A 14,620-nucleotide genomic window follows, 5' to 3' on the forward strand; every position below is an offset into this window, starting at 1 on the left:
TCAGGCCGATCGAGGGTGGGCGGCGTGGGGGCGGTCCGTCGCCTCCACGGCGTCCACCACGTTCTTCGCTTGTCGCAAAGGCATTCCCGTGCGATCGCGCAGCAGCGACATCGCCTGCGCCGGCTTGCGCGCGTGCACCAGAGCGGCCACGGCGGTGTGAGTCTCGGCGTCGACGGGATGACGGTCGACGGTCTCCGTCCGTGCGGCGGCGGTGCGGTGTCGCAGCGCGAACCAGGTGACGACGACGGCGAGATCGATGACCACGAGAGCCACGACGAACCAACCCCAGGTAGGCATGAGGCAAGTCAATCACCCTGCGCCGGACGCACACGGCGATTCGGGTGATCGGCGGGCGATCGCCGTTGTGTCTTCTCACTCCCGACGTCCGAGACGTGTCGTTCACGACACCGGACGATCGGGTAGGCGGAGGATGAACGACGAACGATGGCGCGGGGTCACGACGCCGCAGCGTGGCGACGACGAGAGGATCGACATGAGCGAACAGATGACGGTGCAGTACTTCACGGGTCGCGTGGACCGGGTCAAGGCAGCGGTTCAGAAGGCCGTCGACGAGGCGGGCGCGTACGGCAGCGATCAGCTGGTGGCGGATTTCGAGTGGATCCAGTACGCCCACGATCACGTGCACGTGACGACGCGCGACGAGGTGGACTACGTCGACGACGAGACGACGACGCGGCACCTCGACGAGCTGTTCGAGCGGTACAGAGTGGGATGAGGCGGAATGCACGAAGCCCCCGTCCGAGGACGGGGGCTTCGTGTGGTGGTGCGCGATACTGGGATTGAACCAGTGACCTCTTCCGTGTCAGGGAAGCGCTCTCCCGCTGAGCTAATCGCGCGGGACCCGGTGACGGGTGACGAGGTGGAGACGGGAATCGAACCCGTGTGCACGGCTTTGCAGGCCGTTGCCTCACCACTCGGCCACTCCACCGTGGTGACGAGAACCCCGGCTCGTGAGAACCGGGGGACTCGATACCCTCGAGCGGACGACGGGATTCGAACCCGCGACCCCAACCTTGGCAAGGTTGTGCGCTACCAGCTGCGCCACGTCCGCACACTCCTCGGTGGCGTTTCCGCCTCCGTGGTGCGGTTCGAAACATTAGCCCACGTCGGCCGGAAGTCACAAATCCGCTGTTCACACCGTGTTTTCCTGCCGTCACTCCTGTCACGACCGCCGCAGGGTCGGTCGGCCGCAGCGGTGGCCGGCGCGGGTCGGGGACCGTGTTGGGAGCACCCTCGGGGACGTGTTAACGTTTCCCCTCGTTCGGACGGCGTGCTCGCACGCGGCCCGGTCCCGTGGCTCAGTGGAAGAGCGTCCCGTTCACACCGGGAAGGTCGCTGGTTCGATCCCAGCCGGGACCACAGAGAAGACGACAGGCCCTCGCTGCAGCGGGGGCCTTTCGCCGTTCCGAGGCCGGTGTCCCCGGGTATGGTGACCTGGTGAGTACCGACAAGGCCCCCGCCGACAGGGTCGCCCCCGCAGAGCGCGCAGCGACTGCCGACCCGTCCGCGGTGACGGACTCCGGATCGCGTGAGCGCGGCAGCCGCGGGCGCGAGGAGCGCAGCCGGTACCGCGAGTGGCGTGACGGCATCGCCTCGCGCCCGACCGTGGATCGTGCGTACCGCATCGCGGTGGCCGCGGTGGGAACCGTCGTCCTCGCCCTCGGCATCGTCGCCATCCCGTATCCCGGTCCCGGATGGCTCATCGTCTTCGCCGGTCTCGGCATCCTCGCCTCGGAGTTCGCGTGGGCCAAGACCGTCCTGCACTGGGTGCGGGCCCGGTACGACACGTTCATGGAGTGGTTCGGTCGGCAGAACATCGTCGTCAAGGGACTCGGCGCACTGTTGACCACCGTGGTCGTGCTCGCCACGCTGTGGCTGCTCGGCGCCCTCGAGCTGGTCGCCGGTTGGGTGGGCCTGGACTGGGCGTGGCTGCAGAGCCCACTCTGACCGCCGCGGACGTCGTCACGCGCACCCGCGAAGGCGCTGCCGTGGACCGCGAACCTCATGGTGGTCCCGCCCGGGGACGGCTGGGACATCCCCGATCCAGCGCTGCTGGACGTCGCACTGGCTCGGTCCGCCGCGCGGTGGCCCGACGTCTCGGACACCACGTGCGCGACGCTGTGGTGGTACGGCTCCAGCTCGACGCTCGCACTGGTCCTCGGCGCTCAGATGCTCGTCACCGGGCACTGTGTCGACCCGACGGCTCCCGATGCGGTGGTGGCGATCGGCGACACCGGGACCGTTGCCGCACTGACGTCGCCCACGGTGGCGACGTCGGCGGACACAGTCGTGGCGGACCTGGTCGAACGCCTGGTCGGGGGGCTCGCACAGCGCGTGCCGGGGCTGTCCGCACCGAGCCTGTGGGCGATCGCCTCGGACTCCGTGGCCAACCGGGTGCTCGACGTGGCCTCCGCACTCGGACGCGTGGCCGACGCCACCGCGATGGCGCGGCTCCTCACGTCGCAGGCTCGGACGCACCGGTTCCCCGAACCGCGTTTCGTGGACGTGACGGCGGACGCGATCGTCACACCGGCGACTGCGAGTGCGCCGGATGCGCACTCGCGCCGTGTCGTCCGTCGTGGATCGTGCTGTCTGGTCTTCGAGGCCGGGGTCGACATGTGCGTCAGCTGTCCGCGTCGCACCCCCGAGGACAGAGCCCGACGGTGGTCGGCGCTTCTCTGACGCGCCAGGCGTTCGGGCGAGGTGTCTGCCGCGTCCCCGATGCCGATACGCTGTGCACGACACCCGACCCACACCTGTCGCCGCCGCCCCACCCGGGCGGCACCGACCCACGTCCGTAGGAGCGCATCACCGTGAGCATGCCCGATTCCGCTGTCCTCGCACCTCGCATCAGCGTGGCCGCAGGGACGACCGCCGGAACGGCGCTGCGCGACACCGGCCTTCCCAACAAGGGGCCGGACGCCATCGTGGTGGTCCGGGACGAGGAGGGTCGACTCCGCGACCTGTCGTGGGCGCCCGAGGCGGACATCGAGGTCGAGCCCGTGCGCGCCGACAGCGAGGACGGCCGTAGCGTCATCCGCCACTCGGCCGCGCACGTGCTGGCCCAGGCGGTGCAGGAGATGTTCCCGAACGCGAAGCTGGGCATCGGCCCGCCCATCGAGAACGGCTTCTACTACGACTTCGACGTGGAGAACCCGTTCACTCCGGAGGACCTGACCAAGCTCGAGAAGAAGATGAAGCAGATCATCAAGAGTGGTCAGCGGTTCTCGCGGCGCGTCTACGACTCCCTCGACGCCGCCAAGGCCGAGCTGGCCGACGAGCCGTACAAGCTCGAACTCGTCGACGACAAGGGCTCGGTCGACGATCCCGAGGTCATGGAGGTGGGCGGGGGAGAGCTCACCGCCTACGACAACCTGAACCCGCGGACCGGCGATCGCGAGTGGGGCGATCTGTGCCGCGGACCGCACGTGCCCACCACCAAGTACATCCCGGCGTTCAAGCTCACCCGCAGCTCGGCCGCGTACTGGCGCGGCGATCAGTCGAAGGCCGATCTACAGCGCGTGTACGGCACCGCCTGGGAGTCGCAGGAGGCGCTCGACGCGTACCTCGAGCTCCTCGCGGAGGCCGAGCGTCGCGATCACCGCAAGCTGGGGTCGGAGCTCGACCTGTTCAGCTTCCCCGACGAGTTGGGATCCGGCCTGCCGGTCTTCCACCCCAAGGGTGGCATCGTGCGCAAGGAGCTCGAGGACTACTCGCGCCAGCGCCATGTCGAGCAGGGCTACGAGTTCGTCTACTCACCGCACATCACCAAGAGCACGCTGTACGAGGTCTCCGGTCACCTCGACTGGTACAAGGACGGCATGTTCCCCGCGATGCATCTCGACGCGGAACTCGCCGAGGACGGCACGGTGCGCAAGCCCGGCCAGGACTACTACCTCAAGCCGATGAACTGCCCGATGCACAACCTGATCTTCGACTCCCGCGGCCGCTCGTACCGCGAGCTCCCGTTGCGGCTCTTCGAGTTCGGGTCGGTGTACCGCTACGAGAAGTCGGGTGTCATCCACGGGCTGACCCGAGTGCGCGGCATGACGCAGGACGACGCTCATATCTACTGCACTCGCGAGCAGATGCACGAGGAGCTCACGAACACGCTGAACTTCGTGCTCGGACTCTTGAAGGACTACGGCCTCGACGACTTCTATCTCGAGCTCTCCACCCGTAACCCCGACAAGTCCGTCGGCTCCGACGAGGTGTGGGAGGAGGCCACCGCCATCCTCGCCGAGGTCGCCGCTGCCTCCGGGCTGCACCTCGTTCCCGATCCGGGCGGCGCCGCGTTCTACGGACCCAAGATCTCGGTGCAGGCGAAGGACGCGCTCGGCCGGACATGGCAGATGTCGACCATTCAGCTCGACTTCAACCTTCCCGATCGTTTCGGCCTCGAGTACACCGGTAGCGACGGTGTGAAGACGCGCCCCGTCATGATCCACCGCGCACTGTTCGGTTCCATCGAACGCTTCTTCGGTGTGCTGACCGAGCATTACGCGGGTGCCTTCCCGGCGTGGCTCGCCCCCGTGCAGGTGGTGGGCATCCCCGTCGCCGAGGCATACGCGGACCACCTCTTCGGTGTGATCGCTGCGCTGCGGAAGGCGGGCATCCGCGCCGAGGTCGACGCCAGTGACGACCGCATGCAGAAGAAGATCCGCAACCACACCACGCAGAAGGTGCCGTTCATGCTGCTGGCCGGGCAGAACGACGCGGATGCCGGTGCGGTGAGCTTCCGCTTCCGCGACGGCACCCAGATCAACGGTGTCCCCGTCGACGACGCGGTCACCGCGGTCGCCTCCTGGGTGGCGCAGCGCCGCAACGAGTCCCCGACGGCGGACACCTTCGACACCATCCCCGGCGGGAGTGACGGAGCATGAGCGAGGACGACGCCACCGCCGACGCGGTAGCCATCGTGGACACCGGGACGGGTGACGAGGACCGCCTTCAGCGGCTCTGGTCGCCGCATCGGATGTCCTACATCGCGACGGCTCCGAAGGTCGACGACAAGATGGCGTCGGAGCCGTTCACCCAGATCCCCACGCTGGAGGACGAGGACGGGCTCATCGTCGCGCGCGGAGAGCACGTGTACGCGGTGCTGAATCTCTACCCGTACAACCCGGGTCACCTGATGGTGGTGCCGTACCGCAAGGTGGCCGACCTCGAGAACCTCACGGACGAGGAGAGCGTGGAGCTGATGCGATTCACGCAGCACGCGATCCGCACGATGAAGCGGGTCTCACGCCCGCACGGGTTCAACGTCGGGCTCAATCTCGGTGCGCCCGCAGGCGGTTCGCTCGCCGAGCACCTGCACCAGCACGTCGTCCCGCGGTGGGGCGGTGACGCCAACTTCATCACCGTCATCGGCGGTGCGAAGGTCATGCCGCAACTCCTCCGAGACACTCGCGCGTTGCTCGCCGCCGCGTGGAAGGACTGACTCCGTCGTGCTGAGCATCTTCGGTAGGGCATCGGCGTCCAAGGTCACCGCGCCGCTGGGCCGCGCCCTCAACAGCACGGGTCTCACGCCGGACTCCGTCACCATCATCGGCACCGTCGCGAGCGTCGTCGCCGCGATCACGCTGTTCCCCGCGGACCATCTGTTCATCGGCACGCTGGTGATCTGGCTGTTCGTCATGTTCGACATGCTCGACGGTGCGATGGCACGTGCGCGGGGCGGCGGCAGCAAGTACGGCGCCGTGCTCGATGCGACGTGCGACCGCGTGGCCGACGGCGCCATCTTCGCCGGGTTGTCGTGGTGGGCGGTCTTCCACCAGAACGATCGGCCGCTGTTCGTCGCGATGCTCGTGTGTCTGGTGACGTCGCAAGTCATCTCCTACGCCAAGGCCCGTGCCGAGGCGAGCGGACTGTCCGCAGACGGTGGCCTGATCGAACGTCCGGACCGCCTGGTGATCGTCCTCGTCGGATCCGGGCTCACCGGCATCGGCCAACTCGCCGATCTCACCTGGCTGCAGTTCGCTCTGCCCGTCGCGACGTACTTTCTGGCCGCGGCGAGCATCGTCACGGTGTTCCAGCGTGTACTGGCCGTCCGCAACTCCGCCGGTGCCCGCGACATCATTCCGATCCAGCCGAAGGCCAACCGGATCGAGCCGGACAGCACGGCTGGATGAGTCTGTCGGAGCGGCTCGGCGCCGCGGGATACATCGCCGGATGGCGGGTCGTCCGGGCGCTGCCCGATGGCGTCGCGACCCGACTCTTCGACGCCGGCGCCGACCTCGCCGCGCGCCGCAACGGTGGACCGGAGCAGCTGCGCCGCAACCTCGCCCGCGTGCTGGGCACCACCGCGGACGCGGTACCGGACGACCTCGTGCAGGCGTCGGTGCGCTCCTACGCGCGGTACTGGCGCGAGGCGTTCCGGTTGCCGTCCATGGATCTCGCGGCACAGGCCGCGGCCATCGACGACGCCGTCGTCGGCCAGGAACATCTGGACGCGGCGTTGGCGTCCGGCCGCGGCGCCGTGCTCGCGCTCCCGCACAGCGGGAACTGGGACATGGCGGGCGTCTGGCTCACGCGCACCCGCGGCCAGTTCACGACGGTGGCCGAACGGCTGAAGCCGGAGTCGCTCTACCAACGCTTCGTCGCGTACCGCGAGTCCCTCGGGTTCGAGATCTTCCCGCTGAGTGGCGGCGAACGCCCGCCGTTCGAGCAACTCTCCGAGCGCCTGCGAGACGGAAAGGTCGTGTGCCTCCTCGGTGAGCGCGACCTCGCCCGCCACGGGGTGCCCGTCACGTTCTTCGGGGAGCCGACCCGCATGCCGGCCGGGCCCACGCGTCTCGCGATCGACACCGGTGCGGCTCTGCTCCCGGTGCACTGCTGGTTCACCCCCACCGGCTGGGGTTTCTCGATCGAGCCCCCGATCGACGTCTCCGCCGGCGTCGAGCAGGCCACCCAGTCGCTCGCCGACCACTTCGCCGCCAACATCGCCGCGCATCCGGCCGACTGGCACATGCTGCAGCCGCTGTGGTGGGACGACCTCTCGCAGGGCCGGCGTGACCGCATGACCGGTGAGGCCGACCGGTGAAGATCGGCATCGTCTGCCCGTACTCGTTCGACGTCCCGGGTGGCGTGCAGGCGCACGTCGCGGAACTGGCCGAGGTACTGATCCAGCGCGGTCACCGTGTCAGCGTCCTGGCGCCGGCGAGCGACGAGACGGCGCTGCCCGACTTCGTCGTCTCGACGGGCAAGGCCCTGAGCTTTCCGTACAACGGCTCGGTGGCGCGCCTGGCGTTCGGTCCGGTGACCTACACCCGCATCCGGGCGTGGATCGAGAAGGGCGAGTTCGAGGTCCTGCACATCCACGAGCCGAACGCGCCCAGTCTGTCGATGCTGTCGCTGAAGATCGCGGACGGTCCGATCGTGGCCACGTTCCACGCCTCGACCACGAAGTCGTTGCTGCTGAGCACCTTCCAGGGTGTGCTGCGCCCGTATCACGAAAAGATCGCCGGGCGCATCGCCGTCTCGGAGCTGGCGCGACGGTGGCAGGTGGAGGCTCTGGGGTCCGATGCGGTGGAGATCCCCAACGGGGTCCACGTCCCCGCGTTCGCGACGGCGCCCCTGCTGCCCGGGTATCCCCGGCCGGGCCGGACGCTGGTGTTCATCGGCCGCTACGACGAGCCCCGCAAGGGCATGCAGACCCTGCTGGCCGCGCTCCGGCCCATCGCCGCGGTGTTCCCGGACATCGAGGTGCTGGTCGTGGGCCGCGGCGACGAGCAGAAGTTGTGCCGAGAGGCCGGCGATCTGGCGAAGCACTTCCGCTTCCTCGGCCAGACGACGGACGCCGAGAAGGCGTCGGCACTGCGCAGCGCCGACATCTACTGTGCTCCCAACACCGGCGGCGAGAGCTTCGGCATCGTGCTGGTGGAGGCCATGGCCGCGGGCGCGCCCGTGGTCGCGAGCAATCTGGACGCGTTCCGCCGCGTGCTGCGGGACGGCACGGCCGGTGTGCTCTTCCACGGTGGGCGATTCCGAGGCCATGGCGGACGCGGTGATCCGCGTGCTGTCGAACGACGACGAGCGGGCCGACCTGGTGCGCCAGGCGAGCCGCGCCGCCGTGTCCTACGACTGGCCGGTCGTCGCGGAGCAGATCGTCCGGGTGTACGAAGCGGTCGCGGTGGCCGGTCGCACGGTGAAGGTGATCGACTGATGACGTTCTGGGTGGCCGCCGCCGTCGTGGTCGTGGCACTGCTGGTCCTGCTCCTCGGCCTGTGGGCGTACTCGACGGCGCACCGTCTCGACCGACTGCACGTGCGCTCGGACCGGTCCTGGCAGTCCCTCGAGGCCGCCCTTGCCCGTCGGTCGGTGGTGACCCGTGCGGTCGCCGCCGCCCTGGACGCGCCGGGATCGGTGGAGAGCCGCACCCTGACGACGCTCGCGGATCGGGCGGAACGGGCGGAGCGAGCCGACCGGGAGCGCGCCGAGAACGCGGTGTCCGTCGCGCTGGGCCGCATCGACCTCGCCCGGCTGAACCCGCAGATGATCTCCGAACTCGCCGACGCGGAGGCGCGGGTGCAGATCGCCCGGCGGTTCCACAACGACGCGGTCCGCGACACCGTCGCACTGCGATCGCGTCGACCCGTCCGCCTGCTCCGACTCGGCGGGACGGCCGCGATGCCGACCTACTTCGAGCTCTCCGAGAGCGAGGCGACCCTCGAGGAGGTCGAGGGCGCGTCGACCCGGACCTCGGCGCGCGTCGTGCTGCTCGACGGGCGCGGCCGCGTGCTGCTGCTGCGGGGTCACGATCCGTCGGTGCCCGACGTGCACTTCTGGTTCACCATCGGTGGGGGCGTCGAGGTGGGGGAGACCCTGCGCGACGCCGCCGTTCGCGAACTGCGCGAGGAGACCGGCATGGTCGCCTCGGCGGAGGACCTGCGCGGGCCCATGTGGCGTAGGACTGCGACGTTCTCCTTCGACGGTGTCGTGATCCGGTCGGAGGAGCTGTTCTTCGCTCTCCGCGCCGAGGCGTTCGAGCCGGTGCGCACGGGCTTCACGGAGCTCGAGCGTCGCGTCGTCACCGGGCATCGCTGGTGCACGGCGGACGAGATCCGGTCACTGGCCGCCTCGGGCGACGCGGTCTATCCGCGCGCGATGGCGGAGCTGCTCGACGAGGCGGACACGGTGCTGGCTCTCCGCACCGATCCGGACGTGCGCGCTATCCACTGACCTGGTGTGATGGCAGCCATAGCGGGCCAGTGCGGTCGAAGTGGTTATCGCGACGAGGTCCAGCCGAGCCTAGGCTCGCGGTGCACACATTCCCGCATGCCTGAGGAGATCACCGTGACCACCACCCTCCCGTCCGAGCAGGACGCCACTCCGTCCACCGGAACCGCCCGCGTCAAGCGCGGTATGGCAGAGATGCTCAAGGGTGGCGTCATCATGGACGTGGTCACCGCCGAGCAGGCGAAGATCGCCGAGCAGTCCGGCGCCGTCGCCGTCATGGCTCTCGAGCGGGTGCCCGCGGACATCCGCGCACAGGGCGGCGTCTCGCGGATGAGCGATCCCGACATGATCGACAGCATCATCTCCTCGGTCAGCATCCCCGTCATGGCGAAGGCGCGCATCGGCCACTTCGTCGAGGCACAGATCCTGCAGAGCCTCGGCGTCGACTACGTCGACGAGTCCGAGGTGCTGACCCCCGCCGACTACGCGAACCACATCGACAAGTGGAAGTTCACGGTTCCCTTCGTCTGTGGTGCGACCAACCTCGGCGAGGCGCTGCGCCGGATCACCGAGGGCGCGGCCATGATCCGCTCGAAGGGCGAGGCCGGCACCGGTGACGTGTCCAACGCGACCACGCACATGCGCACCCTGCGTGACCAGATCCGCCACCTGACGTCGCTGCCCGAGGACGAGCTGTACGTCGCCGCGAAGGAGCTGCAGGCTCCCTACGATCTCGTCGTCGAGGTCGCCCGCGCGGGCAAGCTCCCCGTCACCCTGTTCACCGCCGGTGGCATCGCCACCCCGGCGGACGCCGCGATGATGATGCAGCTCGGTGCCGAGGGTGTCTTCGTCGGCTCCGGCATCTTCAAGTCCGGTAACCCCGAGCAGCGTGCCGCCGCCATCGTCAAGGCGACCACGTTCTTCGACGACCCGGACGTGCTGGCCAAGGTCTCCCGCGGCCTGGGCGAGGCCATGGTCGGCATCAACGTCGACGAGATCCCGCAGCCGCACCGCCTCGCCGAGCGCGGCTGGTGATCTGACACCACCTCCGGTCTGCGGGGGTGGTCAGCGCTCGACGAGCAGGGCCGGGCGGTCGGGGTGGTCCATCCGCACCTCGACGTCCGCCCGTTCGCCGTGCTCCGCGTGCGCCGTCAGGGCGGGCACCGTCCAGCGCTCGTCCTCCGGGGTGAGGCGCGACGCGGTGCGCTCGGTGAGCGTCAGCGCCACCGTGACGTCGAGATCGAGGCCACGCCCCAGCAGCATGGGGCCCGCGACGACCACCACCTGATTCTGCGCCGCCGTTCGCGGCCGAGCGCGAGCGGAGCGATCGGACCGCTCGTCCCACAGCGCGGGCAACCACTGATCGCGCGTGCGCACCGCCGTGATCACCTCGCGCGTCAGTGCGTCGTAGTCGAACCACAGGGTGCGGTAGGAGAGTTCGTCCTCGTGCCCGTACTCGAGTCGCAGCGACGCGGGCCGCACCCAGTCGTGCAGGGAGACGAGATCGGCGGCGCGGCCGTCCGCGCGGAGCCGGGCGACGACGCGCTGAGCGAAGGCCACCGGATCGGCGGCGTCCGCGCCGTCGACGGCCACGACACACCGTCCGTCGACGGCGTCGATGCGGTCCACGACGTGGTCCACCACCGCGTCGGGAGTGGTGGGGGAGAAGCGGGGCACGGCCTCGATCCTGCCCGACGCGCCGCCTCCGCCCCCCCGCGAGTACGGCCGAAGTGTCGTTCCGGGGCCCGATTCTGCGACACTTCTGCCGTACTCGCGGGGCAGGTCCCGTCTGTCCCGACCGGAAAGGGTGATCATGGCCGGAATCGAAGAGATCCTCGAGCTCGAGCGCATCGAGAACGACATCTATCGCGGGAGTTCCGTCCCGAGTCAGCTGCAGCGCACGTTCGGCGGCCAGGTCGCCGGGCAGTCGTTGGTGTCCGCGGCGAAGACGGTGGATCCCGCGTTCCGCGTGCACTCGCTGCACGGATACTTCCTGCGTCCCGGAAACCCGAACGAGCCCACCGTCTTCACGGTCGACCGCATCCGCGACGGTCGGTCGTTCGCCACGCGTCGGGTCACGGGCATCCAGGACGGCAAGGCGATCTTCACGATGTCGGCGTCGTTCCACGTGGAGGACGAGGGCATCGAGCATCAGGACCGGATGCCGGCGGTGGTGGGTCCGGAGGACCTCCCCGACGTCGCCGAGGACGAGGCGTTGCGGCAGAAGATGTTCTACAAGGAGTGGAACCGGTGGGACGTGCGGCTCGTCCCGCAGGACCGCATCACCCGGAGCTCCAGTCTTGCTGCGCAGCAACAGGTCTGGATCCGATACCGCGATCCGCTGCCGGACGATCAGGTCTTCCACGTGTGCGCTCTGGCGTACATGTCGGACATGACGCTGCTGGGTTCGGCGAAGGTCCCGCACGAGGACGTCGCCACGCAGACCGCGTCGCTCGATCACGCGTTGTGGTTCCTGCGCCCGTTCCGTGCGGACGAGTGGTTGCTGTACGACCAGACGTCGCCCTCCGCCGGCCTCGGCCGCGCGTTGACCCAGGGGCGGATCTACGACCGTCAGGGCCGGATGGTCGCGGCCGTCACGCAGGAGGGTCTGATGCGCTACGACCGCTCGGCGCAGCACACGCCGGGCCTCGAGACGTCACGGTGACAGCTTCGACCATCGGAGTGCTCGCGCTGCAGGGTGACGTGCGAGAGCATCTCGAGGCGCTCACTGCCGCCGGTGCGAGCGCGGTGACGGTGCGCCGTCCCGAGGAACTCGACGCCGTCGACGGTCTGGTGTTGCCCGGCGGCGAGTCGACCACGATGGGGAAGCTGCTGCGGATCTTCGATCTCCTCGATCCGCTCCGCGAGCGCCTCGCGGCCGGTATGCCCGCCTACGGGTCCTGCGCCGGCATGATCCTGCTGGCCTCCGACATCCTGGACACCACCCCGGATGCCGTGCATCTCGACGGCCTCGACATCACGGTGCGGCGCAACGCCTTCGGTCGTCAGGTCGATTCTTTCGAGGCCGACCTCGACGTCGCTCGGGTGGGCGGCGAGCCGATGCGTGCCGTGTTCATCCGGGCACCGTGGGTCGAGCGGGTCGGCGACGGAGTCGAGGTGTTGGCCACCGTCCCGGAGGGTCCCGCGGCGGGCCGCGTCGTCGCCGTGCGGCAGGGCGACGTGCTCGCGACGTCGTTCCATCCCGAGGTCACGGGGGACCGCCGGGTCCACGCCCTGTTCGCCGACATGGTGCGGGAGCGAAGGACCTCGTCCACGCCCGCGTAAGATAGGCACGTTCTCTGCCGGTACGAAAGGGGCTATTGCCGATGAGCGGCCACTCCAAATGGGCGACCACGAAGCACAAGAAGGCTGTCGTCGACGCCCGCCGATCGAAGTCCTTCGCCAAGTTGGTGAAGAACATCGAGGTCGCCGCGCGCACGGGTGGTGGTGACCCCGTCGGTAACCCCACGTTGTACGACGCCATCCAGAAGGCGAAGAAGACCTCGGTCCCCAACGACAACATCGAGCGTGCGCGCAAGCGCGGCGCCGGTGAGGAAGCGGGCGGCGCCGACTGGCAGACCATCATGTACGAGGGCTACGGGCCCAACGGTGTCGCCGTCCTCATCGAGTGCCTCACCGACAACCGCAACCGCGCGGCCGGCGAGGTCCGTGTCGCGATGACTCGCAACGGCGGCAACATGGCCGACCCGGGTTCCGTGTCCTACTTGTTCTCCCGCAAGGGCGTCGTCACGCTGGAGAAGAACGGCCAGTCCGAGGACGACGTCCTCATGGCCGTGCTGGACGCCGGCGCCGAGGAGGTCAACGACAACGGGGACACCTTCGAGGTGGTCTCGGAGCCGACCGACCTCGTCGCCGTGCGCACCGCGCTGCAGGAGGCAGGCATCGACTACGACTCCGCCGAGGCCAGCTTCCAGCCGTCCGTCAGTGTGCCCGTCGACGTCGACGGAGCGCGCAAGGTGTTCAAGCTGATCGATGCGCTCGAGGACAGCGACGACGTGCAGAACGTGTGGTCCAACGTCGATCTGTCCGACGAGGTGCTCGCGCAGCTCGACGAGGACTGACTCCAGCGCGCCGCCCACACTCGTCACCGACTCGCCGCTAAGGTATCGAACAACAGTTCTACGTGTTCGAAGGTCCGGAGCGGCCGAATCCGGTGAGGGAGTGGGCGTTGCGTGTCATGGGAGTCGACCCCGGGCTGACCCGGTGTGGACTGAGCCTGGTCGAGTCCGGCGCAGGCAGAGCGGTCACGGCGCTCGACGTCGACGTGGTGCGGACGCCGGCCGACATGGAGCTGGCGCAGCGACTTCTCCTGATCGCCGAATCCGCCGAGTACTGGCTGGACACCCACCGGCCCACGGTGGTCGCCGTCGAGCGGGTGTTCTCCCAGAACAACGTGCGCACCGCGATGGGCACCGCGCAGGCCGGGGGAGTGATCGCCCTCGCGGCCGCCCGGCGCGGTATCCCGGTCGCCTTCCACACCCCGTCCGAGGTCAAGGCCGCGGTCACCGGGAACGGCACCGCGGACAAGGCTCAGGTGACGGCCATGGTGACCCGCATTCTCGGCATGCAGCAGGCCCCCCGCCCCGCCGACGCCGCCGATGCTCTCGCCCTGGCGATCTGTCACTGCTGGCGGGCACCCATGATGGCGCGGATGGCCGCCGCCGAGGCGCAGGCAGCCGCGGCGAAGGCCGCGTACGAGAAGAAACTGAAGCAGCAGCGCGCGGCCGTGCGGGCCGCCGCGAGGACGGGAGCGCAACCGCGATGATCAGCTCGGTACGGGGCGAGGTGCTCGAGATCGCCCTCGACCACGCGGTGGTGGAAGCGGCAGGCATCGGCTACCGCGTCAATGCGACGCCGGCGACGCTGGCCGGGCTCTCTCGCGGAACCGAGGCGCGCCTGGTCATCTCGATGATCGTGCGCGAGGACTCCATGACGCTGTACGGCTTCGCGGACGCCACGTCGCGCGATCTCTTCGGCCTGCTCCAGACGGTGTCCGGCGTCGGTCCCCGGCTCGCCATGGCCGTGCTCGCCGTCCTCGAACCCGACGCGCTGCGCACCGCGCTGACCGACGGCAACGTCACGGCCCTGATGCGGGTACCGGGTATCGGCAAGCGCGGCGCCGAGCGTCTCGTGGTCGAACTGCGCGACAAGGTGGACGCGGTGGTGTCCGGTCCGGCCGGTGTCGCCGCACCCGGCCACTCGTCGGGCCCGGTGCGTGATCAGGTGGTCGAGGCGCTGCTCGGCCTCGGGTTCCCGGCCAAGCAGGCCGAGCCCGCCGTCGATGCCGTGCTGGCAGACGACCCCGCCGTCGGAACGGCGCAGGCTCTGCGCTCGGCCCTGGTGAGCCTGGGCAGGTCGCGGTGACGGACCCGGACGGCACCGATGACTCACTGGTCACCGC

General features: G+C 69.4%; 15 protein-coding genes, 4 tRNA genes and 2 pseudogenes. 16 read left to right on the top strand and 5 right to left on the bottom strand.

The features are described from left to right. Positions 1-297: a hypothetical protein gene (locus QE449_RS11160; RefSeq protein ID WP_162246766.1), complete on the bottom strand. Its 297-nt coding sequence runs from the start codon at positions 295-297 to the stop codon at positions 1-3. A gap of 196 nt (positions 298-493) precedes the next feature. On the opposite strand from QE449_RS11160, the gene QE449_RS11165 reads away from it, so the two are divergent. Then, positions 494-736 (top strand): hypothetical protein, encoded by a 243-nt coding sequence (locus tag QE449_RS11165; RefSeq protein ID WP_162246765.1) that lies wholly within the window; start codon positions 494-496, stop codon positions 734-736. A gap of 46 nt (positions 737-782) precedes the next feature. Here QE449_RS11165 and QE449_RS11170 read toward each other — a convergent pair. The 3 genes from QE449_RS11170 to QE449_RS11180 form a co-directional block, all read right to left on the bottom strand. Further along, positions 783-857: transfer RNA gene (locus QE449_RS11170), tRNA-Val, on the bottom strand. 21 nt (positions 858-878) lie between these two features. Then, a tRNA-Cys gene (locus tag QE449_RS11175) sits at positions 879-949 on the bottom strand. Positions 950-999: 50 nt separating this feature from the next. After that, positions 1,000-1,072, bottom strand: a tRNA-Gly gene (locus tag QE449_RS11180). A gap of 236 nt (positions 1,073-1,308) precedes the next feature. Here QE449_RS11180 and QE449_RS11185 point away from each other — a divergent pair. The 10 genes and pseudogenes from QE449_RS11185 to pdxS all read left to right on the top strand — a co-directional run bounded on the left by QE449_RS11185 (position 1,309) and on the right by pdxS (position 10,233). Then, positions 1,309-1,380 (top strand) — tRNA-Val (locus QE449_RS11185). Positions 1,381-1,530: 150 nt separating this feature from the next. Next, on the top strand, positions 1,531-1,968 hold the full coding sequence (locus tag QE449_RS11190) for a TIGR02611 family protein (protein ID WP_051613207.1): 438 nt from the start codon (positions 1,531-1,533) through the stop codon (positions 1,966-1,968). 57 nt (positions 1,969-2,025) lie between these two features. After that, positions 2,026-2,703: a (2Fe-2S)-binding protein gene (locus QE449_RS11195; RefSeq protein WP_307108823.1), complete on the top strand. Its 678-nt coding sequence runs from the start codon at positions 2,026-2,028 to the stop codon at positions 2,701-2,703. Positions 2,704-2,840: 137 nt separating this feature from the next. Then, positions 2,841-4,904 (top strand): threonine--tRNA ligase, encoded by a 2,064-nt coding sequence (gene thrS / locus QE449_RS11200; protein ID WP_307109707.1) that lies wholly within the window; start codon positions 2,841-2,843, stop codon positions 4,902-4,904. Beyond that, entirely contained in the window at positions 4,901-5,461 is a 561-nt protein-coding gene (locus tag QE449_RS11205) for an HIT domain-containing protein (protein WP_307108824.1), read from the top strand. Before thrS ends, QE449_RS11205 begins: the two co-directional genes overlap by 4 nt. A gap of 7 nt (positions 5,462-5,468) precedes the next feature. Beyond that, positions 5,469-6,152, top strand: coding sequence for a phosphatidylinositol phosphate synthase (pgsA, locus tag QE449_RS11210; protein ID WP_056444783.1), 684 nt, complete (start codon positions 5,469-5,471; stop codon positions 6,150-6,152). Then, positions 6,149-7,063, top strand: coding sequence for a phosphatidylinositol mannoside acyltransferase (locus QE449_RS11215; protein WP_307108825.1), 915 nt, complete (start codon positions 6,149-6,151; stop codon positions 7,061-7,063). The genes pgsA and QE449_RS11215 overlap by 4 nt, the downstream gene beginning before the upstream one ends. Next, positions 7,060-8,185, top strand: a pseudogene (locus tag QE449_RS11220) (glycosyltransferase family 4 protein). The gene QE449_RS11215 and the pseudogene QE449_RS11220 overlap by 4 nt, the downstream one beginning before the upstream one ends. A 542-nt stretch (positions 8,186-8,727) precedes the next feature. Then, positions 8,728-9,201 (top strand): annotated as a pseudogene (locus QE449_RS11225) (NUDIX hydrolase); the annotation flags it as partial. Positions 9,202-9,297: 96 nt separating this feature from the next. Beyond that, the gene (gene pdxS, locus QE449_RS11230) at positions 9,298-10,233 is read left to right on the top strand and encodes a pyridoxal 5'-phosphate synthase lyase subunit PdxS (protein ID WP_051613209.1); all 936 of its coding nucleotides are present in this window, start codon (positions 9,298-9,300) and stop codon (positions 10,231-10,233) included. A 30-nt stretch (positions 10,234-10,263) separates the two neighbouring features. Here pdxS and QE449_RS11235 read toward each other — a convergent pair whose 3' ends face one another. Beyond that, entirely contained in the window at positions 10,264-10,875 is a 612-nt protein-coding gene (locus QE449_RS11235) for a hypothetical protein (RefSeq protein WP_197027759.1), read from the bottom strand. 136 nt (positions 10,876-11,011) lie between these two features. Between QE449_RS11235 and QE449_RS11240 the strand changes: the two genes are divergently transcribed. The 5 genes from QE449_RS11240 to ruvA all read left to right on the top strand — a co-directional run bounded on the left by QE449_RS11240 (position 11,012) and on the right by ruvA (position 14,583). Then, on the top strand, positions 11,012-11,863 hold the full coding sequence (locus QE449_RS11240) for an acyl-CoA thioesterase II (RefSeq protein WP_027505223.1): 852 nt from the start codon (positions 11,012-11,014) through the stop codon (positions 11,861-11,863). Continuing rightward, on the top strand, positions 11,860-12,483 hold the full coding sequence (pdxT, locus tag QE449_RS11245) for a pyridoxal 5'-phosphate synthase glutaminase subunit PdxT (protein WP_307108826.1): 624 nt from the start codon (positions 11,860-11,862) through the stop codon (positions 12,481-12,483). The genes QE449_RS11240 and pdxT overlap by 4 nt, the downstream gene beginning before the upstream one ends. 41 nt (positions 12,484-12,524) lie before the next feature. After that, complete coding sequence (locus QE449_RS11250) at positions 12,525-13,280, top strand: YebC/PmpR family DNA-binding transcriptional regulator (RefSeq protein ID WP_027505225.1); 756 nt, start codon at positions 12,525-12,527, stop codon at positions 13,278-13,280. A gap of 107 nt (positions 13,281-13,387) precedes the next feature. Beyond that, positions 13,388-13,984, top strand: coding sequence for a crossover junction endodeoxyribonuclease RuvC (gene ruvC, locus QE449_RS11255; RefSeq protein ID WP_027505226.1), 597 nt, complete (start codon positions 13,388-13,390; stop codon positions 13,982-13,984). Next, positions 13,981-14,583 carry a Holliday junction branch migration protein RuvA gene (gene ruvA / locus QE449_RS11260; RefSeq protein WP_027505227.1) on the top strand — a complete coding sequence of 201 codons (603 nt, stop codon included), beginning with the start codon at positions 13,981-13,983 and terminating at the stop codon, positions 14,581-14,583. The genes ruvC and ruvA overlap by 4 nt, the downstream gene beginning before the upstream one ends. Positions 14,584-14,620 lie beyond the last annotated feature (37 nt).

This window comes from Rhodococcus sp. SORGH_AS_0303, assembly GCF_030819335.1.
GTDB lineage: Bacteria > Actinomycetota > Actinomycetes > Mycobacteriales > Mycobacteriaceae > Rhodococcoides.

Excerpts from the sequence above, each read along its gene's own strand:
- QE449_RS11250 (WP_027505225.1), top strand. The coding sequence starts at position 12,525 with ATGAGCGGCCACTCCAAATGGGCGACCACGAAGCACAAGAAGGCTGTC.
- QE449_RS11165 (WP_162246765.1), top strand. The coding sequence starts at position 494 with ATGAGCGAACAGATGACGGTGCAGTACTTCACGGGTCGCGTGGACCGG.
- thrS (WP_307109707.1), top strand. The coding sequence starts at position 2,841 with ATGCCCGATTCCGCTGTCCTCGCACCTCGCATCAGCGTGGCCGCAGGG.
- QE449_RS11160 (WP_162246766.1), bottom strand. The coding sequence starts at position 297 with ATGCCTACCTGGGGTTGGTTCGTCGTGGCTCTCGTGGTCATCGATCTC.
- pdxS (WP_051613209.1), top strand. The coding sequence starts at position 9,298 with ATGCCTGAGGAGATCACCGTGACCACCACCCTCCCGTCCGAGCAGGAC.
- QE449_RS11240 (WP_027505223.1), top strand. The coding sequence starts at position 11,012 with ATGGCCGGAATCGAAGAGATCCTCGAGCTCGAGCGCATCGAGAACGAC.
- QE449_RS11205 (WP_307108824.1), top strand. The coding sequence starts at position 4,901 with ATGAGCGAGGACGACGCCACCGCCGACGCGGTAGCCATCGTGGACACC.
- QE449_RS11215 (WP_307108825.1), top strand. The coding sequence starts at position 6,149 with ATGAGTCTGTCGGAGCGGCTCGGCGCCGCGGGATACATCGCCGGATGG.
- ruvA (WP_027505227.1), top strand. The coding sequence starts at position 13,981 with ATGATCAGCTCGGTACGGGGCGAGGTGCTCGAGATCGCCCTCGACCAC.
- QE449_RS11195 (WP_307108823.1), top strand. The coding sequence starts at position 2,026 with ATGGTGGTCCCGCCCGGGGACGGCTGGGACATCCCCGATCCAGCGCTG.